We start from the raw sequence: 23,591 nt of genomic DNA, 5'->3' as shown, positions 1-23,591 counted from the left end.
GCCTTCTGCGGCTCGGCGCGCTGGGCGAGCAGCATCCCGAAGACGTCCTCCTTGGTGATGACCGGGAAGATCGTCCGGCGCAACTCCTTGGCGATGATCGGGTCTCCGCCGAACTCGGCCAGCTGGGCGTCCAGTTCGGCCGGGTCGGGGAGCGGGAGCGGGGCGGCTGGGAAGTCGGTGATCACGTCGTTGCTCCTGACGTGGCCGGGACGGCGGTCGCGGCCTGAAGGAGGGCCAGCCGGGCGCAGGCGGCCACCAGCGGGCTGAGGCGGTAGTTGAACTGGACTCCGGGAACGAGCTCGGTGCTCTCCTCCTCCTGGGTCCACATGGTGCGCAGGTCGAAGGCACCGAAGATCTTGAGCCGCTCGGCCCGGGGCCCAGATCCGCGGGTCGTCGGTCAGCACGGCCGCGGCCGGGCCGAAGCCGAGACCGGTGAGGTCGACCACCAGGGCGGGGGCCCCGGCGGCCGCGCCGGTGCGGGCCAACTCGCCCAGCCGGTGGGCGTTGTGGCCGTCCAGCGAGATCTGTACGAAGGACGGGGTCTCCCCGGCCTCCCGCACCGTGACGCCCAGCCAGGAGACGAAGGCGGCGGTCGGCCCGTCCAGGCCGGGCAGCACGGCGGTGTCGCCGTAGCCGATCTCCTGGCCGGTCAGCGCGGCGTGCACGGCTGCGGTCCTGGTGTTCACCAGGACCGCCTTCCGGCGGCCGGTGATCTTCGTCAACTGCCGTTCCAGTCCCGGCAGTTCCCGGTCACTCTTCTCGATGCTCATCACGGTCCCCGAGGTCAGTACCCGGGTCAGGACGACCGCCGTGTCGAACAGTTCCATCGAACCCTCTTCGTCGGTGTGGCAGGGCAGTTGGCCGGACCGGCCGGCCCCGCCTGGCGGTGGGGCCGGCCGGTCAGCCGGGCAGCGAAGCGGCGAGGTGGTCGGCCAGCCGGCCGGCCACGTCCACGCCGTGCAGGGCCGAGGACTTGGCGAACTCCGGGTTGGCGTTGACCTCCAGCACGGCGGTCTCACCGGTCTCCCGGTCCTCGATCAGGTCGACCCCGTAGAACCCCTCGCCGAGCTGGTCCACCACGGCCAGGCAGAGCTTGGCCATCTCCTCGGTCAGCTCGGCCCGTTCGACCTGGGCGCCGAGGTGGGTGTTGGTCCGCCAGTCCTCGGAGACCCGGCGGAAGGCGACCACCGGCTCCCGGCCGACCACCACCACCCGCAGGTCGTGGCCCGGCTTCTCGACGTACTGCTGGACCAGCACCGGGAAGAGCTTCCCGGTCGCGTCCACCGACTCGCGGGCCCCGGTCCAGACGTCCAGGCACTCCTCGTCCACCAGCCGGACCACGCCCCGGCCCCAGGAGCCGCTCACCGGCTTGACCACCGAGGGCCAGCCCAGCTCCTCGACCGCCTCCCGGACCTGGTCGTGGGTGAAGGCGTGCAGCGAGCGCGGGTGCGCGATGCCGTGCCGGGCCAGCATCAGGGCCTGCAGGCCCTTGTCGTTGCAGACCTCGATGGCGGCGGCCGAGTTGAAGGTGGGCACACCGGCCTGCTCCAGCCGGCGCGCGGTGCCGATCGCCTCCCGGTGCGAGAGATTGCGCAGCACCACCAGCCGGGGCGCCGCCTCCTGCCCGGACAGCACGCCCGCCAGGTCCGGCGGGAGCGCGGTGCGCACGGTCACGCCGCGGGACCGCAGGGCGTCCAGCAGCAGCCGCTCCTCCGGCCGCAGCATGGTGAGCGAGAGCAGGACGTCGGCCGCCTCCCGGCTCACTCGCCCCAGTCCTCTTCGACCTCGGGGGCCAGCTCGACCTTCACGGTGGCGTCGGTCTTCTCGACCACTTCGTGCTCCTGGCCGCAGGCCCCGCACTCCAGGATCTCGCCGACCTCCCAGCCGGGCTGGACCTCGATCGGGCTGTCACAGACCAGGCAGGCGGGGGCGGTTGTGGTGGCTGACATGGTTCCTCTCCTCTGTGTTCGTCGGGTAGTGGTGGTTCGGGCGGACCGGGTGTCGACCGGTCCGGTTCCGATCGGGGGTCAGCCGGCCGGTGCCGGGTCGACGACGACCCGGACCTGCTCGGCGAAGGTCTTGGTGGCCTGGGCGATCGGCTCGCCCAGCGGGGCGTCCAGGATCAGCGAGGCGGAGCGGTGGCCGGAGTCCACCTGCGGGCCGAGCAGGTCACCGGGTCGGCGGCCGGTCAGCACCGCGTGCAGCGCGGCCGGGGCGTCGGCGGCGAGCGGGGCGAAGGACGGCCAGCGGTCGTCCCGGGCGGTCCAGTACACCTCGGCGCCCTCGGCGGTGACGTCCGCCAGCACGCCGTGCCCGTGCTCCAGGAAGTGCTGCCGGGCCCGCCGCCGGGGCTGCGGGTACGAGGCCGGGAGACCGAGCGCCAGGTCGAGCATCACCGGCTCGACGCCCTGGCCGGTGGCCAGCTCCCAGAGGAAGGTGATGCCGTCGCCGGGCAGCCGGGCGGCCACCTCCATCAGCACCACGCCACGCTCGGTGTACCGGTACTCGGCGTGCGTGATGCCGTCCCGCAGGCCGACCAGCCGGAGCACCTCGCGGTTGGCCGCGACCAGCGCCTCCCGGGCCTCCTCGTCCAGCTCGGCCGGCGAGGTGTGCTCGACCTCGGTGAAGTAGCGGCCGCCGGCCTCGTTGCTCTCCTTCCCGGTGACGCCGGACCAGATCACCTCGCCGCCCTGCACCAGCGCCTCGACGGAGTACTCGGGCCCGCTCACCCGGGCCTCCACCAGCGCCGTCTCGTGCCCGGCCAGTGCGCCCAGCGCCTCGGTCAGCTCCGCCTGGGTGTGCACCATCCGCACCCCCGAGCTGTAGAACCGGCCGGCCGGCTTGACCACGACCGGGAACTCGCCGGCCGGCAGGGTGAAGGTGGCCCGGTCCTCGGCCGGGACGGTCCGCCAGGCCGGGGCGTAAGCCGGGGCGGCGATCCGCTGGAGCAGCTTGTCCCGGCAGATCAGTGCGGCGGCCGAGCCCGTGCCGGGCAGGCCGAGCGCGTCGGCCAGCACCCCGACCGGCTCGACGAAGACCTCGCCGACCGAGATCACCCCGCGCACCCGGTAGCGGTGCAGCAGCGGCGCCACCGCCGGGGCCACGGTGGACGGCTTGGCGTCGGCCACCCGCACCACCTCGGCCAGCCCGGCCAGCGGACTGGCCGGATCGGCCCGCAGCGCGGCCAGCCGGTCCTGGTCGGTGTCCGGGCTGACCACCGCGATCGGTGCCAGGCCACGCCGGACGGCGTCGGTGATCAGGCGGCCCTGACGGGCCAGCACCACCAGGTCGCCCATCAGCAGCAGGGCGTCGGGACGGTTCTCGGGCGGTTCGGTCCGGTGGTCGGAAGGCATGATGATTCGTCACTCCGTGGGTCAGAGGGGGGGCCGGGGCGGGTGGGGTCCGCCGCCGGCCTCGGTACGGGTGCGGGTCTCGTCGGGCGGCGGGTCCCGTCAGGCGGCGGCCGGGACGGCGTCCCGGGCGACGGCCGGGTCCTCGTGCCGCCCGCCCTCGCCGTCCGAGCCGGAGCGGAGCAGGGTGACCGCGAAGACCAGCCAGCCGAGCAGCAGGGCCACCGCCGCCACCCACAGGGCGGGCCGCAGGCCCAGCCCACTGCCGGCCGCGCCGCCGAGGGCGGCGCCGATGCCGATGGTGCCGAAGGCCACGAAGCGGTTGGTGGCCGAGGCCGGGGCCAGCAACTCCTCGGTGGTGGTGCGCTGACGGGCCGTCAGGCTGAAGATGTTGAAGACGGTCAGGCCGAAGCCGTAGACCACGAAGGAGGCGGTGCAGAGCGCGGCGGTCAGCCAGACCGGGCCGGAGACCAGCGGGAAGACCAGCGGTCCGGCCGAGGCCAGGCCGATCCCGGCGATCAGGGTGCGGGCCGCGCCGAGCCTGCGGCCGATCCGGGAGGCGGCCATCGAGCCGAGCACCGAACCCGCCCCGCCGATCATCATCGTGATCCCGAGCAGGCCGGGGGAGAAGCCCAACTCCTTGACGGCGTAGACCAGGTAGAGGGTGAGCACGGCCTGCTCGAAGAGGTTGAACCAGGCCGCCTGGAGGGTGAGCCGGCGCAGCAGCGGCACCCGCCAGGAGAACGCCAGGCCCTCCCGGACGAGCCGGACGATCCCGGCCCGGGGTGCCGCCTCCCCCGCCGCGGCGGCCGGGGCCGCCCGGTGCCGGATCAGCGTGAAGGAGACCACCGCCAGCAGGTAGGCCGCCACCCCGAGGGAGAGCGAGAGCGAGCCGCCGAGCGCGCCCAGCAGGATGCCGCCCACCCCGGGCGCGGCCACGGTGGCCAGTGCGTAGGTGGTCTCCAGCCTGCTGTTGGCCACCACCAGCCGCTCGCCGTCCACCAGCGCCGGGGCGTAGGCGAGGGCGCAGACGTCGGCGAAGCAGGTGATCGCGCCGATCGCGAAGACCACCGCGTAGAGCAGCCGGATGTCGAGGCCGCCGAGCGCGGTGACCAGGGGGACGAGGGCCAGCAGCACCGCGTTGGCGGTGTGCGCGGCGATCAGCACCGGGCGGTGCGGACGGCCGCTCAGCCAGGCCCCGGCGAACAGGGTGAACACCAGCAGCGGCAGGAACTGCGCCGCGTTCAGGAGGCCGACCTCGGCCGGGCCGGCGTCCAGGGCGACCACGGCCACCAGCGGGATCAGCAGGGTGATGCCCTTGCCCGCCAGATTGGCCAGCGCCTGGCCGAGCCAGAATCGGCCGAAGTCCGGCGAGATGACCAACGCCTGGGTCCGGCGCGGGAGTTCGGAGGGCATGACGATCCCATCGGGCGAGTTCGGAAACGGAGGTGGAAGGGTGACCGCAGGTCAGCAGAACGGGGCGAAGCTCTCGCCCACCAGCGCCTTGGCAACCGCCCCGGAGGCTCCGGTGAGCTTGGCCAGCTCGGCCGCGTTGTGCGCCCGGAACGTCGCGTCGTGCGCGGCCAGCGGGCTGTCCCCGGCCAGGTCGAGCAGCCAGAGCGGCCGCAGCTCGGCACCGCGCAGGGCCTTGGCGTCGGCCGCCTCGATCCCGGCGTGCACCCAGCGGCAGCCGGCCGCCGCCGCGGCCCGGATCGGCGCGTAGTAGACGGTGTTGAAGTACTCGCAGGCGTCCTGCAGCCGCCCGTAGTCGAAGCCGGCCGCCCGCAGGTAGGTGGTGTCGCCCCAGACGTAGTAGAGGCAGAAGCCGACCGGCGGTTCGCCCTCCCGGCCGCAGAACGCCACCCGGGCGGCGTCACCCATCGCGGCCGCCTGCCGGCGGAACGACTCGGTGAGCACCTCCGGATCGGCGCCGTGCCCGTACCGGGCCTGGGTGCCGACCAGCAGTTCGGCCGCCACCCGGGCGGACTCGCCCAGGGTGGAGTCGGTGATCCGGTAGCCCGCCTCCTCGAAGCGCTTGACGTCCCGTCGGACCATGTCGGTGCGGCGCTTGGACGGCAGGCCGTGCAGCCACTCCGTCCAACCGCCCTCGGGGATCGGGATCCAGGCGTCCGCCGCCAGCAGCAGCGGCGGCCCGGCGGCCCCCGCGGCCCGCAGCGCCAGCACGTCCTCGGTGGTCAGGAAGAGGCCGAAGGCCGGCACCGGCCGGTCCCCGGCGGAGGAGGGCAGCAGCTCCGATCCGGCCAGGTCCGACCGGAGCTTCTGGATCTGCTCGTACAGCGCCGCGGCGGCCCGGTCCCGCCCGAGGCCGGAGGAGGCCAACAGGTGGGTCTGGTAGCCGCGGCGCTGGCCGAGCAGCAGGCCGGCCGCCCCGCCGCCGGAGAGTCCGAGCGGCTCCAGGTGGGACTCCCACTGGTAGAAGGAGTTGGGCTCGTGCTCGACGGCGGTGACCGGCACCGCCGCGGTGCCCTCCTCCCCCACGGCCACGTGCAGCCCGCCGGTGGTGGTGGTCCCGCCGATGTCGGTCGCGCAGAACCGGAGCCAGTCCGCGGAGGAGTAGAGCCGGTCGGCGGCCAGGGTGTTCCAGTCGTCGGCGGGGATTCCGCCCCGGAAGTCGGCGAAGGCCGAGGTGAGTGTCATACCGGTGGGGTCCTGTCTCTGAGGGCGGCCGGCCCGTGGCCCAGCCGTGCGTGACGGCGGGTCAGCCGCGACGGGCAGCCAGCTCCGTCTGCTGCACCTCGGCGCCCTTGCGGGTGCGCAGCACCACCCGCGGGGTGTCGCCGTCCGGGACGACCTGCACGGTGCGCTCCTCGGTCCAGCCCGCGAAGCGGAACTCCAGGCCGTCCAGGTGCACCAGCCGGAACTCCGGCTTGCCCGCCAGGGTCAGCACCAGGTGCTCGCCGTCCCGCTCGACGGCGGCCGCCAGCTGCTCCTGCGGACGCAGGAACTCGCCTTCCTCCTCCTCCCAGTTGGCGAACGAGGCGGGCAGGTCGAAGCTGACCAGCACGGCCTCGGACTCGGCCTCGGTGAGCGGCTTGCGGCCCCGGTCGAAGACGATGTCGGCCGGGTCGACCGCCTCTCGCACCGCGTCCGGGAAGAGCGCGAACAGCTCCTTGCTCGGCAGGGTGTCGATCACCAGGTGGACCCGGGTCTCGGTGCCGGAGTTCTCCACCTTGTGGGTGCGGCTGAAGTCGCCGAACCAGAAGGTGCCCGGCTGCCACTGCTGGAGTTCGCCCGCGATGTACATCCGGGCCTCGGAGTGGGTGAGGATCGGGACGTGCACCCGGGCGGTGCCCCAGGCGACGCCGTACTTGTTGTCGTAGTGCTCGGCCGAGGCCGCGCCGGGGCCGAGCGCCATCAGGCGGGCGCTGCGGATCTCCGCCGGGATGGTCTCCAACACCTCGGCCAGGTACGGGGCCTGGGCCAGCCACTCGGTCGGGGCGAAGTCCACCAGCCCGGGGCCACCCGGGTCGGTGCGGTCCGGGTCGCCGCCGGGGCTGCGCAGCGGCAGCACCCGCCAGTCGATCGGCGCCTCACCGATCACGCCGTCGGCGCCGTAGGTGCGCTGCAGGCTCCAGGCCCGCCGGCGCAGCTCCGCGACGTCGGCGGCCAGTCGGTCGACGTCGAAGTCGAGCCCCAGCCGGGCTGCGGGCGGCAGGCCTGCCACCACATGCGGCTGGTGCTCCGTCACGTCGGTCATCTCGTGCTCTCTCCTCTTGCCGGACTCGGTGTGCGGACGGTTCGGGCAGCCGGGCTGACGACCGGTCAGCCCCAGCCCGGGTCCCCGGGAAGGAGGGAGACGGTGCCCGCCGCGACGACGGCCAGGGCCGCGAGCCGCAGGAGGAAGTGACGGAATGGGCGCATGTTCTGCCTCGCTTTCGCCGGGTTGGGGAACGCTTGGAACATCAGCTTGGGCGAACCCCGGGCCGATCCGGGAGTACTTCGGGGTCGCATGAACCTGAACTGCAGCAAGGTGAGGGGAGACCTCGGACACCATGCCCCGGACTACCTCAAGTCGGTGATTTCTCTGCGATTCGTCCACGGAGTATGAAGGCCGTGTTAAGGCTTCCCCTGGAGGTGACACAACTCCGGCCATCTCACGGATAGTTGCAGTAATCCGCAGCTCGCCCACCAGCATGCGAACTGCCTCGACCAGCAACCGAGTCGCCCCCACCACACGAGGTTGACATCGTGATCTTGCCGAACGCCGGACCCGCCCCGCTCCTGCCATCGCTCAGCTCCACCAGCGTGGCCATCTACCGGCTGGCCCTGGAGACCGGCACCCTCACCCTCTCCTCGGCCGCCGAGGTCGCCGGGGTCACCGAGTCCGAGGCCGGCACCCTGGTGGACGGACTGGTGGCCATGCACCTGCTCCAGCCCCAGGCCGACGGCTGGGCCGCGGTGCACCCCTCCACCGCCCTCACCAACCTGATCGCCCCGGTCGAAATGTCCATCCTGCTACAGAAGTTGGACATCACCCGGGTCCGCGAGGAGCTCACCGCGCTGCTCCCGGTGTACGAGGAGCACAGCACCGCACCCGAGCCGTCGACCACCTCGATCGAGGTGCTGGAGGACCTGGGCGCGGTGCGCACCGCGCTGGACGCGGCGAGCGCCCGGTGCCGGCAGGAGATCCTGACCGCCCAGCCCGGCGGCGGGCGCCAGCGCGAGATGCTGGTCGAGGCCACCCCTCGCGCGCTCGCGATGCTCCAGCGCGGCCTGCGGATGCGGACGATCTACCAGCACACCGCCGCCTTCTCCGGGCCGACCAGGGACTACGTCCACGAGGTCACCCGCAAGGGCGCGGAGGTCCGGATCTTCGGGGAGGACTTCACCCGAATGATCATCTTCGACCGGGAGACGGCCTTCGTCGGCGACCGGGAGCACCCCGAACGGGCACTGCTGATCCGCGAACCCACCCTGGTCGGGCTGCTCGCCGACGACTTCGAACGGGTCTGGCGCTGGAGCAATCCCTTCCTCACCCCGCACCGCCCGCACCGGCCGGCCGACTCCGGCCTGAGCAGCGCCAAGCGCACCGTGCTCCGGCTGATGGCCGACGGCCTCAAGGACGAGGTGATCGCCCGCTCGCTCGGCATGTCGGTGCGCACCTGCCGCAAGCACATCGCCGAGATCATGCAGGAGCTCGACGCCACCAGCCGCTTCCAGGCCGGCTACCGCGCGCTCCAGCGCGGCCTGATCGAGGACGGCCCGCTGAACGTCTCCCCCGACGGCTACCTGCTCGCCGACCCGTGCCGCCCGGTGCACTACGAGAGCATCCCCGCCTGACCGGCCCCCGGCCCCCGGCGGCCCGGCCGGGGGCCGGTGGCCCCACCGGCCGGAGCGCCGCCCCGGGGAGTCCCCTCCTCCCCCCGGAGCAGCGCGGTTCGGGTGACGACGGGTCAGTCGGCCAGCGGGAGGTAGACCCGGTTGCCGGCGGCGGCGAACTCCTCGGACTTGGCCTGCATGCCGGCCAGCGCCTCGGCGTCGAAGTCGGTGGCCACGGCACTGGAGCCGTCGCCGTGCTCGTCGCGGATCTTCTGCGAGATCTTCATCGAGCAGAACTTCAACAGAAGCGGCATCGGCTACTCTGCTGGCTGAAGTACTGGCTACAGCTGAGGGGGCCCGCACATGGCTGCACGCGAAGAGCTGATCAAGGCGCTCCGAGGGACGCCGCCCGACCTTCCGTCTGTGGAGGAGGTGCGCGCGATGCTCGAAGCCAACCCCGGTATGAAGTGCGTCGTCTGCTACGCGCGCATCTCGTTCGACGGGCGCGTGAAGGACGCCCACGGCGTTGAGGATCAACACCGGAACCTCGCGGAGAAGGCGCGGTCGTTCGGCTGGCTCGTGGTCTACCGCTACACGGACAACGACAAGAGCGCGAGCAAGGAGACCGTCGTCCGCGACGACTTCGAACAACTCGTCGTAGACCTCCGCGCCGGCCACACCCCCGAGGGCTACCCGATCCACGGCGTGATGGCGGACAACGACGACCGGCTGTACCGGCGGCCCGGAGACTGGGAGCGGTACCTTCGGGCGTTCACCAGCCACGAGGGCCGCGTGTACTGGGACTCCAACGGCGTCCAGGACCTCTACGCCGAGGGCTTCGAGATCAAGGGTCTCGTCGGGGTGGCGATGTCCCTCGCCGAGACCCGGAAGAAGCAGCGGCGCTCACGCAACAGCCACCGCAACCGGGCCATCCGTGGCCAGTCCGTCTCCGCATGGCGTCCGTTCGGCTGGGAGGACGACAAGATCACTCTCCGGCAGAAGGAAGCCGACGCGATCAAGAAGGCCGTGAAGGACGTGATCGCCGGAGCGTCCATCTCCGAGATCACGCGGCAGTGGCACGCCGCCGGTTACCTCACCGCGCGGGGAAACCTGTTCCAGTACCAGAGCGTCAAGCAGGTACTCATGAACGCCCGCCTCTGCGGATACCGCGAGATCAAGGGTGAGCTGGTGCGCGATGGCGACGATCAACCGATCGTCGGCGAGTGGGACGCCATCGTCACCCCGAAGGAGTGGTTCGCGGTCGTGGCCGCCATCCGCAAGCGCGGGGGCACGGGCCAGCCAGGGGGCGCACTCGTTCACAAGTACCTGCTCACCAACATCCTCCGGTGCGGCAACGTCCTGGAGGACGGCACGAAGTGCAACGCGAAGATGAAGGGTGAGAAGGCCAACCAGTGGGTTACGTACGAACACGGGTACTTCTGCAAGAAGACCGTTGACGGGGGCTGCAACGGCACCTGGAAGCGCGGGGACGAGACGGACAAACACATCACGAAGCTCGTGCTGAGGAAGCTCAAGGCAGACGCCGCAGCAGCCGCCAAGGAGGTTCCCGACTGGGGGCGGGAAGCCGAGCTAGAGGCCGCGTTGGGGCGTAGGACCGCTCTCGAACAGCGCTGGCACAACGGCGAGATCGACGACGAGCAGTTCTTCCGCAACCTGCCCGGGCTCGAAAAGAAGATCAAGGAACTGCACGCGGACCAGGCCAAGAACATAGCGGCGAAGGCCGCCGCCCAGGAGGCGACGGCCGACGTCGAGAAGGAATGGAAGTCGAAGACACTGGCGCAGCAGCGGGAGCTGATCAAGAAGGCCCTGCACGCTGTCATCGCGCTACCGAGCGGCATGGGCAACAAGCCGTTCGACGTGGATCAGCTCATCCCCGTGTGGAAGCAGTCCGGCGGGTCAGCTGCACTCCCAGGATGATGCCCATCTCCCGGAGCTGGTCGTCCGAGAAGCGCGGAGCAGCCGCCAAGTGCTTCTCGATCCAGCGTTCCACCGCCTCGTCATCGCAGAGGCGGGACGCCGAACGGCGGTCAGTCATCGCGCTCACTCGAACTCCCCCTCTCGCTTGAGGCGTTGGTGGGCTTGGCGGTTGTGGCGGACGGTTTTGGGCGAGGAGTTCTTCGCCGGGGGTGTAGCCGGTGGCGAGGTAGCGCCAGTGGCCGACGACGAGGGTGGTGGTGGGGTCGGTGGGCGGGTGGCCGGCGCGGTGGCGGGCTTGTTCGGTGTGCCAGGTGCGGCGGGCTCCTCGGAGTGCGCCGAGGGTGGTGGAGTAGCGGCGGGACTTGGTGGAGAAGTGGCCGCGGAAGCCGAGCATGTGGGCCCACTTGGTGAGCTTGAGGTCGGCGAAGTCGGGGACGCGGTGGCCGAGGTCCCAGCAGGTGCGGATCATCTGGCGGACGTGCTGGGCAACGTCGAGGTCGGCGATGGGTTCGGCGAGGCCGGTTCCTTCGCAGGTGGCGCACTCGTGGGTGAGGCCGGTGGGGGTGGGGGTGCGTCCGCGTCCCTTGCAGGGCGTGCAGTAGAGGGGGCGGTCGATGGTGCCGGTGCCTTCGGCGGACTTGGTGGCGTACTTGGCGACGTAGCCGGCCACGGCGGCGTCGGTGAGCGGGGTGGTGCCGTCGGCGGTTGCGTCGGGGCGGGTGATCTCGCGTACGTCGAGCTGGGCGCCCCAGGTGAGGTGGCGTTCGCCGATGGAGTCGCCGGTGACGGTGATGGAGACCCGGGTGGCGGCGTCGCGGATGGCGGTGGTCAGGAGGGTGGTGGTGGCCCAGGCGGGCGGGGTGTTGGTGGAGCCTTCGGGGCCGTCGAGGCGGACGATGGCGTGGAAGTGGACCAGGCCGCGCTTTTGGAACTCGGCGACCTTGGCGAAGGAGATGCGGCACTGGTCGCGCAGTTCGGCGATGGTGAGTCCGGCGGCGCGGGCGACTTCGCGGCGCAGGTAGGTGGTGAAGCGGGCCCAGAGGGCTCCGGCGTGGGCGTTGAAGAGGACGGCTCCGGCGTAGTCGTAGGTGGTGGGGTCGAGGGGTGTGCCGAGGGCGGGGTGGCCGGCGGGGTGGAGGGTGCCGCAGCGGCAGGGGAAGGGCTTGCCGTTCTTGGTGGTGGGGCGGTTGTGGACGGGGCCGAAGGAGGGGGCGGTGAGGGTGAGGAAGACGCGGGGGTGGGTGCGGACCTGTTCGGGGGTGCCCTTGCCGCCGGAGAGTCCGGCGCGGATGAGCTGGTAGGTGTCGGCGGCGTAGGTGCGCGAGCAGGAGGGGCAGCGGGTGGCGCGTCGGTTGCCGCAGGCGGTGAGGGTGCGACCCAGCGGTTCGGAGGCGCTGGTGTAGTCGTGGACGGCTTCGCCGGTGGTGGTGTCGAACGTGGTGGTGCGGCCGACGAGTTGGATGGGGCTGGTGCATCCGGCGAGGCGCTCCACGGTGGCCTGTACGCGGTCGAAGCCGGGGTTGTTGGCCAGGGTGATGAGGTCCCGGGCGTACAGGGAGGAGATGTGCCGAAGGTCGGGCTCTTTGGTCATCTGGTCTGTCCTTCCGGGCAGTTGAGGTGAGGCGGGAGGCATGGGGGTGCCGTCGCGCCGACTGGGCGGGGTGTTCGCGCGGTCGGCGCGAGGCGGGTGGGGCAGGGGATCAGGCGGGGACGGCCACCAGGTGGGCGTGGGCGGCGTCGGCGAGGTGGGCGGGGACGCCGAGGCGCGTGCGGAGCTGGGCCGCGGTGATCAGGTCGCCGGTGGTGGAGTGGTGGTCGTCGGCGATCCGGCGGGCAGCGGCCAGGAGCGGGCCCGGCACGTCCGGCAGAGCCGGGGTGGCAGTGGCCGGGGTGGGCTGCGGGGCGTTGGGAGCGGCCGGGGCGGTCAGGCCAGGAAGCGCAATTGGGAGCGGCGTGGGCCCTTCACCGGGTTGCGCGTTGTGCGGTTGGGGGCCGGGTTCAGCGGGCGCCGGTGGTTGCGGTGGGGGTGGAGCCAGTACGGGAAGGGGGTCGGGGTGAACGGGCGCGGTCGGGACGGGGTCGGGGTCAGGGGTGGTGTCCTTCGGGGTGGTGGGGGTGTGGAGGTGGCGCAGGAGGGTGGGGCCGACGGCTCCCCAGCCGAGGAGGAGGGTGGGGGCGACGGTGTCGAGGGCGGCGCGGTCGTAGTGGCCGGCGGCGATGGGTTCGGCGACGTTGAGGGCGAGGGTGAGGAAGCCGCACAGGTGCATCAACCGCCGTGCGGGGGCGAGGTGTTCGGCCTCGGTGCCGCTGAGGGTGAGGTGGTGGAGGGCGACGAGGAGGCCGACGACGGACAGGTCCACCATGGGGGCGATCAGCGGGGCGATCGGGTGCGGGACACCCAGGCGCAGCGCGAGGGCCCAGACGTTGCCGAAGGAGAAGACGAAGGCGAGGGAGGCGATGACCGCCATCACGGCGGTGATGGTGACGCGGGTGAACTTGCCGGGGTCAGCCGGGCCGCTCCCGCGCGCGGTGGTGGCGGTCATCGCCAACTCCCTTGTGTGGTCTGCTAGTTGTTGTCATGGGGTCAGGCGGCCGGGGCGAGGTCGTCGCCCTTGAGGAGATCCGGGCCGTTGAGGAGGTCGAGGAGGTGGCCGGGGTCGGCGGTCAGGTGGGCGGAGGCTTGGGCGATGCGGGCGGTGTCGGCGGGATCGACGTAGGGGATGCGGATGCGGGTGAAGCCCTCGTGTCCCTGGCGGGCCATGGTGGCGACGCCGACGTATCCGGGGTCCTGCATGATGACCGGGTTGGCGTCGGGCCAGTTGCGGATGTCCTCGCCGAGGGCGGCCACCGCGGATTCGGTGGTCTTCTGGGCGAAGGAGAGGGAGACGGGGCACACGTCGCGGATGAAGGTGGGGATGGCGTCGCCGGTGGGCTTCTGGGTGGCGACGATGACGACGATGCCGACCGAGCGGCCCTTCTTGACCAGGTCTTCGACCAACCGGGCGTTGTCGGCGGTCAGGGCGGCGTACTTCTTGGTGGTGGGGTCGGAGCCCTTGTAGTCGCGGAAGTAGGTGTGGGCTTCGTCGATGACGAGGACCACCAGCGGCCACTTCTTGGACGGCCCGACTGACCACATGTTCGGCGTACCGAGCAGGCGCCGGATGCTGGAGGAGCGGGCACGCCGCAGGTCCACCAGGCGGGTGAACAGCTTGTTCGCCGCTTCCAGGTCGTCACCGACGAACGCGAACAGGCGGTCCACCACGTCCGCGTAGTCGCCTTCATGGGCTTCGCTGACCTTGCCGTCGGCCACGGCGAACTGCACCGCGCCGGAGGGGGCGAGGCGGGAGATCAGCCCGTTGATCAGGCTGGTCTTGCCGAAGCCGGGCAGGCCGGCGACGCAGACCCCGGGCACGTTCGACATGCGCAGCACGGTAGCCAGGGCGTATTCGTCCAGGCCGAGGTCCCAGACCGACAGGTCGGCGGGGGGCTTGCCGTCAGGGGTGAAGGTGGAGGGGATGAGGAGGGGTTCGTCCCGCACGGCCCGGATCATCAGACGGCCGGGCTTGCCGGGGTTGACCGAGACGCGGGTGCAGCCCCAGGCGTCGGCCAGGTGATCGACGTGGCGCTGGAACTCCGCCAGGCCGACCTTGGCCACCGTCTTGACCTCCACCATCACGCCGTACCGGTCGGCCTTGGTGGCCAGGGCGGGGGTGAGGACGCGGGGTTCGGGCTTGCCGCCCTTGTCGGTGGCGGTGAGCGACTGGAGGAAGGTGGGTGTGCGGTCGGTGGTGGTCAGGCCGAGGTTACGGGCCAGGCGGGGCCAGGTCCGGCGGATGCGCCACGCCTGGCGGATGGTGGCGCGAGTGCCAGCGTCGGCGCGCAGGTAGCGCCCACAGATCACGAGCAGCCAGGCGAGCAGCACCAGCGCCACCAGGCCGACGACGCACAGCAGCTCCGGCGGGATGATCACCCGCGCTAGGCCGGGGATGGTGATGTCCATCAGGGCACGTCCTTGGAGTAGAGGAAGGAGAAGAGGGCCTGTTGCAGGCGGATGAGGTCCGGCCCAGAGGTCACCGGCGGATAGCCGTGCCCTGCTACGACCGCCGCAATGTCCGACAGCAGGCCGAAGGTGAACCGGAAGTCGTCGTCCAGCGCGGGCAGCGGATAGATCACCGGGGCCGGGGCCGGGCCCGTGGAGGAGGAGTCCACGGGCCCGACGGAGCGGGAGGGGTCGGGTGTCACGGCGCGGCCACCGGCTCTGCGGCGGACACCTTCGAGGCCGACGCCTTCGGCGCGGAAGCCGGTGCGGCAGGGGCGACCGGGACCACGGAGGCCGCGCGATAGGCGACGCCGGACTGCACCTGACCGTTGAACAGGTTCGCCCACGGGGTGGCGGTCAGGCCGACCGGGCGCACGATCGCACCGGGCACGAGACCGGCGTCGAGACCGGTCTCCGGAACGGTGACCTTGATCAGCTGGGCGGTCGCCTCGAACGTCTCCAGGAGCTGGACCGTGTAGAGCGAGGCGCCGGTCTCCCGGTCGGTGGCGATCTGGCCGGTGGCGGCGTCGGCCAGCTTCGGGACCGGCGGCACCGCAACCATGTGGGTCGTGCCGGTCAGGTCGGGACGGATGGTGATACGAGCCATGAAGGACTCCAGGGGTGGGAGGGGAGGTGCCGGTGAACTCCGACACCCGGAACAGTAGCCGAACACATAGGACACATGCAACACATGAAACAAGCATCTGTGCTGATACACATGGCGGGGGTGTGTCATCTGTACGGGCGGGCGGCTACCCTCGACCTATGACGCTGCCGCTCGAAGACGACCCACGGCCCCCGTACCAGCAGGCCGCGGATGTCCTGCGCAAGGACATCGAGGAGGGTCGCCTGAAGGCGGGCGAGAAGCTGCCGAGCGCGCGGGAGTTGCAGGCGCGGTTCGGGCTGGCCAGCGCGACGATCCAGTCCGCGCTGAAGGTCCTCAAGGACGAGCGGTTGATCTACTCGGTGCAGAGTCGGGGCAGCTACGTCCGCAAGAGCCCGGAGCAGTTCAGCGACGCCCGGCCCTACCCCGTCCAGGGGTTCCCCGACTGGAAGCCCGAGTCCGCCGACGCGCCCGACCCCTACCGCGACACGCCCTTCGAGGAGGTGGAGCGCGCGGTCTACGACACCTTGCAGCCGATGCGCGAGAGTGAACTAGACGAGGTGTACGAGCAGTTCATGCGGAAGCTCCGATCGGGCGCCGAGCCCCGGCACGTGCTGCGCGACCTCGCGGAGGCCGGCTACTACCCTCCCGCCGAGCAGGACCAGGAGCAGGCGGCCAGCAGCGAAGAGGCGGCCAGCGAGGCAGCCGGGGGCGAGCAGGCCGAAGCACCGGCCGGCGGGGAGACCGTCCAGGTGTCCGCCGCCGACCTCGCCACGCTTACCGAACTGGTCACCGGACTGGCCGTCCAGGTCCAGCAGTTCCAGCAGGAGATGCGGGAGATGCGGGCCCGGGTTGAGCAAGTCGAGCGATCCGCTCGTTGAGGTCGGCCATTTCCTCGCCAAGGTCAGCCAGCTGGCCGCCGACGGTTGCCAGCATTTCGATAAGGCGGCCGAATTCGCCGTGCATCAGTGCTCGTTCTCCCCGTACGTCGTAGCCGATTCGGTCGCCCCGCTGAACCCTGCCAAACTCACCGCTTCTCTCCCCGAATCTGGGGTCCGCCCGCAACACCCTCGCGCAGGCCGCCGGTGAGAAAACCGGTGAGTTCCGCGCTGGCCCAGCTCAGAGCGCCAGGCTCCCCGGGGCGTAGGTCCCCGAAGCTCCACCATGGCACCGTGCGGGGCCCAAGGGCACCTCGCGGCCGGGCAGATCCCGCCCTGCGGGAGGAACGTTTCTGCGCTTCCCGCTGGGTGGGATCTGACGCACACACAACCCGAAGACGGCGGACAATTCAACTCTGCGAAAACCAGGAAGTAGTTTCCTGGAATAAGCGGTGAGAAAGAACGAGAGCCAACGGGACGGAATGACACAGGGTGAGACGATCCGGCATGACGCATTTCACACCCCTCCTCCCGTCGGCAAGCCCTTCCCGCCGACAACTCCGAACGGCCTGTCCGCCGGAGCAAGACTGATCCTGTGCGCCAGGCGTGTCCTTGCGCAGGCGATACAGCCCGTGGTAGCCGCCCCCAGGCGACACCTCCGGCCGAGTCAGCCGGCCACGGCCTGGCTCGCGCGGTCAGCCCCACAGTGCACTCCGATCCCCGGTTTGGTCCGGCCGGAGAACTCCGGTAGAAGCCCCTCGGCCCGCATGGCCAGTACGCCACGCACAGCCTGTGGACAGTCTTCGGCGAACGCCGCCCCATATCCGACATGCCCTGTTCCTCCCGGTTCGCTCCTGAAATGGCCCTTCACCTGATAGAGGCCGCGAAATCGGGGCCCGTGTGACATCTGCGGCGAACTTTCTTCCGCGACGCCCGGCAGCGAGACCGCACAGGCCAACCATGAGCCGCGATCAGCCCGACGTATCGCGCCGATCTTGTGCTAGGGGTCCGGGCGCGGGCAGGAGGCGGCATCGCACATAGAGGTGCCGATCCGGGCGTCGGTGTGACACCGGAGCCAGGATTCATCGCAGCAGCCCGGAGCACGGCCAGGGCCAAGGCCGGATCACGGCGCGCGGACAGCAGCCAGGGCCCGGCCAACAGGGTGCACGCGGGGATGGGCACCGCGGATTCCTGACGCAGACGGCCCGGCAAGGCGACGGGGATGGGGAAGGTGCACGGCCGGCAGAAGGCGGCCAGATCCAGGCAGACGGAGAGGGCGGGGGAGGCGGTGTTCAAAGTTTCATTACTGGATCAAGGGCGGCCCGCCAGAGGCGGGCCGCGCGCCGCCGCGTTTCCGCCCGCCGCTCCTGTCTCGCGCCCCGCTATGGGCGGCCCCGCTGGCGGCGCAAGGAACGGGGTGGCGGTCGAGCAGGGCCAGGACGACCCGGACAGCGGTCCGGCCCGGCGTGGCCAAGGTCAAGGCCGATGGTTGCCCGCCGTACGTCCAGGCTCCCCGCTGCCCGATGATCCGGGGCGGACGGAACCCGTCAAGCCCGCAACGCTCGCCACCACGGCCAGGTACAGGCCCGTCCAGCGGGCTTGACCGAACCCGCCCGCCCCTACTCTCGGCAGCTATCGGGGAGCCCGGCCGGAATGGTCCCCGTCTGCCCCCGCCCACCAACGCCCCTGGCCGCCCGTGCAACGCAAGTAGGGCCCGGCGCATCACACACGCCGAGCCCCTTGGGAAACTCGTGGGAGACCCCGCCCCGGTCGTCCCGGTCCGTCCCTGGCGGTCACCGGGGCGGGGGTTGTGCCACCCGGCGGGCGCAGGTACCGCCGGGAGTCGGGTGACCACTTCGCTTCGTGGCCGTTCGGTCTGAGGACGATCAGGCCGACGGAGCCGAGGCGAACAGGTGGTCGTCGGCAGTGGCGTCCATCAGCAGCTCATCGCAGGGGCGGCCGAGCCAGTAGCCCGACTGTCGCAGCCGTCCGGCGGGCTGGAATCCGGCCTTCTGGTAGGCCGCCACACCGGCCGCGTTCGGCTCCAGGACCTTGAGCCAGACCATGCGCAGGGCCGCGAACTCGAACGCCCAGCGGAGGGTCAGCGCGGTCGCTTCCGTGGCCAGTCCCTTCCCGCGCGACTCCGGGGCGAGGAGGACGACGAACTCGGCTGTCCTGACTGCGGCGTCGATCTGGAGCGTGGTGATGCCGACCGGGGTGTTGTCGTCGGTGGTGATCACCTCGAACTGGGGGTAGTCGCGGTTGCGTCCCTGGGCTTCCCAGCCGCTGGCCCGGACTTCCCAGGACTGGGTCACCTGCGTGCCGAAGCCGAGGATGGTGCCAGGGTCGTTCTCCCAGCGGTGGTAGTCGGGCAGGTGGTCACGGCTGGTCATGGCCAGGCTGACGCGCTTGCCGGGCAGCAGGATGTGCGGGTCGGGCATGGGGGTCTCGTTTCAGGTCGGTCGGTTCATTGATCGGCGTGTAGTCGCCAGTGTGCTCGGGTTCCTCTACCGGCCGGCCGTGAATGTCGCAGATCCAGGCGTGCAGCCGTATCGGGTCGGTGGCCACCCCATGGCGCCAGGCGCTTCCGCGACCGCCGAGCGCGAGCAGGAGCGAGGCCGCGGTGGACTCCTCCAGACAAGCGACGCGAGCAGGGAAGACGCGAGCGACCCACCGCACCGAGAGCAGCGCGAGCCTGGCATGGGCAGTGGTTGCGGCTGGAAGGTCACGGCCGGTTTCGGCGAGGCGGCGCAGCCGGCCGAACCTCTTTCCAGGACGGCCTACTTCGCGCGCGGCGAGGGTGGTCAGCAAGGCCGCTGCCGCCGCCATGCGCCAGGCCCACGGCGGTGGACTGACCGACTCCAGCCGGGCGGCTGTCTCGTTCGTGCCCCATGACACCTTGGACTCGCGGATGGCGACCGGAGCCGGTGCCGAGCTGTGCTCCAGGGAAGCGAGCCAGCGTGTCAACGTGTCGCCCGTGAGGACGACGGTCTCTCCGGTGCGGTAGTTGACGATGACGCCCGCACGGCCAGTCAGGGCGGTGCGGGTGTGCCTCGTCGGCGAGGGCAGAGTCACGGCGTTCGCTCCCATCGAATCTCCTGTCCGGCCATCCCGGAGGCCCTCAGCCAGAGTTCTGTGCCGAGCACGGGTTCGATCAGCCCCCACGGGATGTCAACGCCGAGTACGGCGTTCCGCAACAACGAGCGAAGAGCCGCCGGACGGATCAGTCCGAGGTCGGCCAGATGCCCGTCCACGAGGTCCAGCACGCGCCCTTGGTTCGCGCGGAGCCCGTGGTGGTGATCGACCGCGAACAGGCCCTTGGCTCCACGCTGAACGACAGATGAGGGCAACAGGTCGGCCACCACATCGGCCAGCAGGGGCTTGTAGCGGCGCGCGGACCACCGTTCCGACGCGGGTGTGGCGAGAACCGACTCCAGGATGCGGGTGTCCGTGAACGGGTTGTGCATCGTGATGCCGTGCGCGGCGGCGAGCTGGTTCTCCGTCGCGGCTGTACGGCCGACGTACCGGGCTTCCCGCAACAGGTAGCTGTCCGCGTGCCCGAGGCTGAGCACGTCGCCGTACGGAGCGGTGACTGAATCTGCCAGGTCGAGCGTTTGGTGGGTGAGCCACGGCATCGGCACCGCCGCGCCGCCTAGTTGACCAGGGTTGTTCCAGGCGGCAGCCACCACCGGCCAGGGACTCGACCGGTAGAGACGTGCCCACGCCTGAGCGTCACGGGCCAGGCGAAGAAGCCGGCCCGATTGGACAAGATCCGCCATGTGCACCGGGGGAGGCATGAACAAGGAGTCGCCGCCGTCGCCGGTCAGGTGCACGGTGGCATCTTCTGAGGTCAACAGGCCGAATTCTGCGCGGAGTTGGGCGATCGTGACGGAGGACGGTGCCGGTTCATCCGTGAGGGTGAGCGTGTCAAGGTCGGTGAACGGCAGGTGTTCCCGCCCCAGAGCCATCAAACGGTGACGGATGGTCGGGAAGGCGCTCGCAACGGCACGGGCGTGGTCGAGGTCTCCGCCAGCCTCTTTGCCCTTTGGGTGATAGGTGATGCCGGTGACCGGACCGTGCTGGGCGGCGTAGGCGGCGAGAGTGCTGGAGTCAAGACCACCGGACAGGTCCGAGGAGACATCCTGCTCAGCGACGCGGATACGAACGCCGTCCGCCAGGTCGTTGCGCAGCCGCTGTACGGCGTTTGCCCAGTTGAGTTCGGGCACCCGCCAGTAGGGGGCAAGGGCTGCGGCCCCACCTGCGGTGGCCGTCCAACGATGCCCCGGCGGAACCTGCTCCACCCCAGTCCAAGCCGAGCGTCCGGGCGTCCACGCCGTCGGGTCGGCAAGGTGCGCGGCCAGCCAGGCGGCATCGGGCTCGGCACGGAGCAGGGAGGCCAGAGCCAACGAACTCGATGCCCAGAAGCGTTCCCCGTCCGTACGGGCGACGTAGAGGGGGCATGCCCCCGCCGGATCGGCCCACAGGGTGAGTATGCCGTGTCCGTCATCGAGGACCAGGGCGTAAGCGCCCGCCCAGGAGGTGGCCGCCGCGTCCAGCGCCCGCGGATTCGTGGAGTGCACGAGACGGATCAACTCCGCATCTGTCGCCGCGCACGGACCGAAGACAGCGAGCCGACGCCCGTCTGCACCCTTAGCCAGCCGTACCGGAGTGCCGACAGACCAGGCATTGGGACCGCGCCACAGCACCCGCGCGCCGACAGGCGTCGGGGACGTGACAGCCCGGGTGAGAGACCCCCCGAACCAGCTCATGTGATCACCTCCGTGGATTGGGTCGGAGAGGGTGCGGCGGCACCCCCGGGGGAAATAGGGGTGCCGCCGCCGTGCGTCAGCCGCCGTACGGGGAGCGCTTGTTCTCCACGCTGGTGCTGGTGTTGCCCTTCGTCAGGAGCGCCGCGTCCCCCAGGACGACGACCTCCTCCTCCGGCTCGGGGTCGAGCTGGGTGAAGTCCTCCATGGTGTTCACCTCCCTCCGCTGTTCGCAGGGCGCGACGGGTCCAGTCCCGCCGCGGTGGTGCGGCCCTCCAGCCCGGTCTCGTCGTCGAGGCCAGAGGGAGTCTTAAGGTCCGTCCGCGCTCAGGCCGGCGGTTCGCGGTCCGGAGCCGACTGGGCCGTCCGCATCGGGCCGAGGTGGTCAGGGTCCAACTGCTGGGCCGCCGAGGTGCCGAGGAGAAGAACGGTGACCACGTGGCCAAGCGCCCAGAAGCCAGTCAGCACCGCGCCGACGGGATCGCGGTGTTCGCCGCGGTGACGGCCGCCAGCAGAGTTCCGCTCGATGGTCATGACTTCGCCGTCCTCAGCTCGAACCAGACCCACTTGCCGAACGGCGCCCAGGCCACGCCCCAGCGGGACGAGAGGGTTTCCACGAGCCCCAGGCCGTACCCGGACTCCGCCTCCCACGTTGGGGCGGTACGGCACGGCAGCGCGCCGGACGAATCCCGGATACCCACCCACACCGAAGCCTTCTGCCGGTTCACCGAAACCGCGATCCGTGTGCAGCCCGTGTGCCGGACCGCGTTGGTGACCAGCTCACTCACCAGTAGCTCGGCCACATCGCCCAACTCGGCAGCGGACCAGGCCGTGAGGGCAGCGGTCACCAACTTGCGTGCGCACCTTGCGGATTCGGGCTGGCAGGGCAGTTCCAGCAGGCACCCGAGATCATCGGGCTGCACTACCGGGATCTCGATGAACGCTGTGCCCGAAGTGCCGACGGTCGTTGCGTTGACGCTGACGGACATGCGGGCCTCCAGTCTGCGAGCAGGTCAGGTACTGGTGACGCCGCCCGGGACCTTCCCGACGGAGCCGGAGTGACCGGCCCATCACCCCGGGCGACTGAGAACCATCAAACGCCTGCGGTTCGGGTAGAGACAGGGCGATCCTGTAGGCAGACGCTAGGCACTTCACTAGGCTGTCTGGCTCCCACCAGCGGTACCGCAGAGACGGGCCTCAGATGACCAACGACGCGCTACGGCGGCTTCGTCTCGGGCGAGAGTGGACCCAGGGCGAGGTCGCCGCCCGTGTGAACGCCCGCATCAAGGCAGCGACCGGGCGGGACAGGGCGATTGACGCCAACGTGATCAGCCGATTAGAACGTGGCGTGATCACATGGCCGGAGCAGGAGGTCCGCGACGCCTTGCGCGGAGTCTTCGGCGTGGCCACGAATGCAGAGCTGGGGTTGTTCCCAAAGCGGACCCGGCGGGACCGCGAGGAGGTGAGTGAGTCGAAGCGCCGCGACTTCTTGGCCGTCTCCTTGGCAGGCATCCTGCCCGACGTGATGCCGTCGCCAACTTCCTTGGGCTTGAAGGATATTGACGATATCGCCGAGCGGACCTTCGCCCTTGAGGAGTGGGACCGACGAAGCGGAGGCGTCGCCACACGCCATCTCGCGTTCGGCGAGCTGCGAAGCGCCGTTGACCTGACCAAGTCCTCCATGGGGCCGCGTGTCCGTGACCGGCTCTGTGGTCAGATTGCCAACCTCGCTGATCTGGCCGCCTGGTCAGCGTTCGACGCTGGGCAGAGCGCTCCCGCTCGCAGCACCTTCGGGCTCGGCATCAAGGCCGCCCAAGAGGCCGGCGACGACGGCCTGTTGTGCCACGTCGCAACTGGCCTCGCCCGCCAGGAGATCGCCGAACGGAGGCCGAAGGACGCCGTCGCCCTGGCCGACATGGCGATGGGAAACGTGCCCCTATCAGCACTCGCAATGATCGCGGCGGTGAAGGCCCAGGCGTACGCCATCCAGGGCGACGAGGCGGAGGTGATGCGACAGATCAGCCTTGCCGAGTCGATCTACAGCCGCGTTATCGACCTTCACAGCGAACCACGCTGGATGTGGTACTTCACCCAGCACAAGCTGCACGGGGAGACCGGACACGCCCTCTACCTGCTCGCCACGGTCACCGGGCGTCCTGTCTCCGATCTGGTGTCCCGGCTCCGCCGGGCAGTGGACTCGCAGACCTCCAACCGGGCCCGCTCGAAGGCGATCGACACCGCCCAACTGGCCACCGTGCTTTACCGCCAGGGTGCCCAGGAGGAGGCCGAGCACTACGCCCGCATCGCAACTGACCTTTCCACCGTGGTCCGCTCCGCACGACTGGATGCCGCACTGGCAGAGATGAGGAGAGTCCAAACATGACCATCGAAGACGTGATCAAGGAAGCCGCCGCCCGTGGCGTCACCGGCCTGCCGGAGCCTTCCCGGCTGACCCATGTCCGGGTGTGGCCGGGTGCGTCACAGTGGGTCGGCGAGGTCGGCCAGCCACCCCACAATGAGACTGTGGGTGAGGGCATGTTCGACACCAAGGACGAGGCCGAAGAGGCCGCGTTGAAGGCCGTTGCCGACAGCCGGTCCCTGTTGCTCGCGCTACTGCCAGCGGACCTCGCAGCGACGGCCGAGGAGTGGCCGGAGCCGATCGTGAGCGCGTGGGACGCCTGACAACAGCCGAACGCATCGGCCCGCGTCTCCCCCTCTCAGACGCGGGCCGATGCT

The 23,591-nt window shown here is 70.7% G+C and carries 24 protein-coding genes; 5 read left to right on the top strand and 19 right to left on the bottom strand.

Annotation, left to right across the window (positions count from 1 at the left end):
- From ABD946_RS39660 to ABD946_RS39630, 7 genes are all read right to left on the bottom strand, one after another.
- The coding region (locus tag ABD946_RS39660) for a PLP-dependent aminotransferase family protein (protein ID WP_345290564.1) at nucleotides 1-827 on the bottom strand (827 nt) is incomplete at its 3' end.
- Nucleotides 828-900: 73 nt separating this feature from the next.
- Nucleotides 901-1,764 carry a RimK family alpha-L-glutamate ligase gene (locus ABD946_RS39655; RefSeq protein WP_345288909.1) on the bottom strand — a complete coding sequence of 288 codons (864 nt, stop codon included), beginning with the start codon at nucleotides 1,762-1,764 and terminating at the stop codon, nucleotides 901-903.
- Complete coding sequence (locus ABD946_RS39650; protein ID WP_345288908.1) at nucleotides 1,761-1,949, bottom strand: lysine biosynthesis protein LysW; 189 nt, start codon at nucleotides 1,947-1,949, stop codon at nucleotides 1,761-1,763. The genes ABD946_RS39655 and ABD946_RS39650 overlap by 4 nt, the downstream gene beginning before the upstream one ends.
- Before the next feature lie 78 nt (nucleotides 1,950-2,027).
- On the bottom strand, nucleotides 2,028-3,353 hold the full coding sequence (locus ABD946_RS39645) for an ATP-grasp domain-containing protein (RefSeq protein ID WP_345288907.1): 1,326 nt from the start codon (nucleotides 3,351-3,353) through the stop codon (nucleotides 2,028-2,030).
- Nucleotides 3,354-3,452: 99 nt separating this feature from the next.
- Complete coding sequence (locus ABD946_RS39640) at nucleotides 3,453-4,766, bottom strand: MFS transporter (RefSeq protein ID WP_345288906.1); 1,314 nt, start codon at nucleotides 4,764-4,766, stop codon at nucleotides 3,453-3,455.
- Between the two features lie 51 nt (nucleotides 4,767-4,817).
- Nucleotides 4,818-6,008 (bottom strand): GNAT family N-acetyltransferase, encoded by a 1,191-nt coding sequence (locus tag ABD946_RS39635; RefSeq protein WP_345288905.1) that lies wholly within the window; start codon nucleotides 6,006-6,008, stop codon nucleotides 4,818-4,820.
- Between the two features lie 61 nt (nucleotides 6,009-6,069).
- Entirely contained in the window at nucleotides 6,070-7,068 is a 999-nt protein-coding gene (locus ABD946_RS39630) for an aspartyl/asparaginyl beta-hydroxylase domain-containing protein (RefSeq protein WP_345288903.1), read from the bottom strand.
- Between the two features lie 491 nt (nucleotides 7,069-7,559).
- On the opposite strand from ABD946_RS39630, the gene ABD946_RS39625 reads away from it, so the two are divergent.
- On the top strand, nucleotides 7,560-8,651 hold the full coding sequence (locus tag ABD946_RS39625) for a helix-turn-helix transcriptional regulator (RefSeq protein WP_345288902.1): 1,092 nt from the start codon (nucleotides 7,560-7,562) through the stop codon (nucleotides 8,649-8,651).
- A 113-nt stretch (nucleotides 8,652-8,764) separates the two neighbouring features.
- On the opposite strand, the gene ABD946_RS39620 is transcribed toward ABD946_RS39625, so the two are convergent.
- The gene (locus ABD946_RS39620; RefSeq protein WP_345288915.1) at nucleotides 8,765-8,944 is read right to left on the bottom strand and encodes a thiamine biosynthesis protein ThiC; all 180 of its coding nucleotides are present in this window, start codon (nucleotides 8,942-8,944) and stop codon (nucleotides 8,765-8,767) included.
- A gap of 49 nt (nucleotides 8,945-8,993) precedes the next feature.
- On the opposite strand from ABD946_RS39620, the gene ABD946_RS39615 reads away from it, so the two are divergent.
- A complete protein-coding gene (locus ABD946_RS39615) occupies nucleotides 8,994-10,568 on the top strand; it encodes a recombinase family protein (protein ID WP_345288901.1) in 1,575 nt (524 codons plus the stop codon).
- On the opposite strand, the gene ABD946_RS39610 is transcribed toward ABD946_RS39615, so the two are convergent.
- From ABD946_RS39610 to ABD946_RS39590, 5 genes are all read right to left on the bottom strand, one after another.
- A complete protein-coding gene (locus ABD946_RS39610; protein ID WP_345290563.1) occupies nucleotides 10,519-12,159 on the bottom strand; it encodes a replication initiator in 1,641 nt (546 codons plus the stop codon). The genes ABD946_RS39615 and ABD946_RS39610 overlap by 50 nt on opposite strands.
- A gap of 109 nt (nucleotides 12,160-12,268) precedes the next feature.
- Entirely contained in the window at nucleotides 12,269-13,111 is an 843-nt protein-coding gene (locus tag ABD946_RS39605) for a DUF2637 domain-containing protein (protein ID WP_345288899.1), read from the bottom strand.
- Nucleotides 13,112-13,152: 41 nt separating this feature from the next.
- Entirely contained in the window at nucleotides 13,153-14,568 is a 1,416-nt protein-coding gene (locus ABD946_RS39600) for a cell division protein FtsK (RefSeq protein ID WP_345288898.1), read from the bottom strand.
- On the bottom strand, nucleotides 14,568-14,777 hold the full coding sequence (locus ABD946_RS39595) for a hypothetical protein (RefSeq protein WP_345288897.1): 210 nt from the start codon (nucleotides 14,775-14,777) through the stop codon (nucleotides 14,568-14,570). The genes ABD946_RS39600 and ABD946_RS39595 overlap by 1 nt, the downstream gene beginning before the upstream one ends.
- A 29-nt stretch (nucleotides 14,778-14,806) precedes the next feature.
- Nucleotides 14,807-15,214, bottom strand: a complete 408-nt coding sequence (locus tag ABD946_RS39590) for an SCO3933 family regulatory protein (RefSeq protein WP_345288896.1) — start codon at nucleotides 15,212-15,214, stop codon at nucleotides 14,807-14,809.
- Nucleotides 15,215-15,372: 158 nt separating this feature from the next.
- Here ABD946_RS39590 and ABD946_RS39585 point away from each other — a divergent pair, with 158 nt between their 5' ends.
- Nucleotides 15,373-16,092 carry a GntR family transcriptional regulator gene (locus ABD946_RS39585; protein ID WP_345288895.1) on the top strand — a complete coding sequence of 240 codons (720 nt, stop codon included), beginning with the start codon at nucleotides 15,373-15,375 and terminating at the stop codon, nucleotides 16,090-16,092.
- A gap of 1,883 nt (nucleotides 16,093-17,975) precedes the next feature.
- On the opposite strand, the gene ABD946_RS39580 is transcribed toward ABD946_RS39585, so the two are convergent.
- The 6 genes from ABD946_RS39580 to ABD946_RS39555 form a co-directional block, all read right to left on the bottom strand.
- A complete protein-coding gene (locus ABD946_RS39580; protein WP_345288893.1) occupies nucleotides 17,976-18,530 on the bottom strand; it encodes a GNAT family N-acetyltransferase in 555 nt (184 codons plus the stop codon).
- A complete protein-coding gene (locus ABD946_RS39575; protein ID WP_345288892.1) occupies nucleotides 18,469-19,179 on the bottom strand; it encodes a lasso peptide biosynthesis B2 protein in 711 nt (236 codons plus the stop codon). Before ABD946_RS39575 ends, ABD946_RS39580 begins: the two co-directional genes overlap by 62 nt.
- Nucleotides 19,161-20,858: an albusnodin/ikarugamycin family macrolactam cyclase gene (locus tag ABD946_RS39570; RefSeq protein ID WP_345288891.1), complete on the bottom strand. Its 1,698-nt coding sequence runs from the start codon at nucleotides 20,856-20,858 to the stop codon at nucleotides 19,161-19,163. The genes ABD946_RS39575 and ABD946_RS39570 overlap by 19 nt, the downstream gene beginning before the upstream one ends.
- A gap of 76 nt (nucleotides 20,859-20,934) precedes the next feature.
- Nucleotides 20,935-21,063: an albusnodin family lasso peptide gene (locus ABD946_RS39565; RefSeq protein WP_345288890.1), complete on the bottom strand. Its 129-nt coding sequence runs from the start codon at nucleotides 21,061-21,063 to the stop codon at nucleotides 20,935-20,937.
- Nucleotides 21,064-21,182: 119 nt separating this feature from the next.
- Nucleotides 21,183-21,389, bottom strand: a complete 207-nt coding sequence (locus tag ABD946_RS39560; RefSeq protein ID WP_345288888.1) for a hypothetical protein — start codon at nucleotides 21,387-21,389, stop codon at nucleotides 21,183-21,185.
- A complete protein-coding gene (locus tag ABD946_RS39555) occupies nucleotides 21,386-21,844 on the bottom strand; it encodes an ATP-binding protein (RefSeq protein WP_345288887.1) in 459 nt (152 codons plus the stop codon). Before ABD946_RS39555 ends, ABD946_RS39560 begins: the two co-directional genes overlap by 4 nt.
- Nucleotides 21,845-22,056: 212 nt before the next feature.
- Between ABD946_RS39555 and ABD946_RS39550 the strand changes: the two genes are divergently transcribed.
- Nucleotides 22,057-23,238, top strand: a complete 1,182-nt coding sequence (locus ABD946_RS39550) for an NsdA family TPR-like regulatory protein (protein ID WP_345288886.1) — start codon at nucleotides 22,057-22,059, stop codon at nucleotides 23,236-23,238.
- Nucleotides 23,235-23,537, top strand: coding sequence for a hypothetical protein (locus tag ABD946_RS39545; RefSeq protein ID WP_345288885.1), 303 nt, complete (start codon nucleotides 23,235-23,237; stop codon nucleotides 23,535-23,537). Before ABD946_RS39550 ends, ABD946_RS39545 begins: the two co-directional genes overlap by 4 nt.
- Nucleotides 23,538-23,591: the final 54 nt, after the last annotated feature.

This window comes from Kitasatospora albolonga (genome assembly GCF_039535905.1).
GTDB lineage: Bacteria > Actinomycetota > Actinomycetes > Streptomycetales > Streptomycetaceae > Kitasatospora > Kitasatospora albolonga.
The sequence above is the reverse complement of the archived record's forward strand: the minus strand, read 5'-3'. Positions and strand labels throughout refer to the sequence as shown.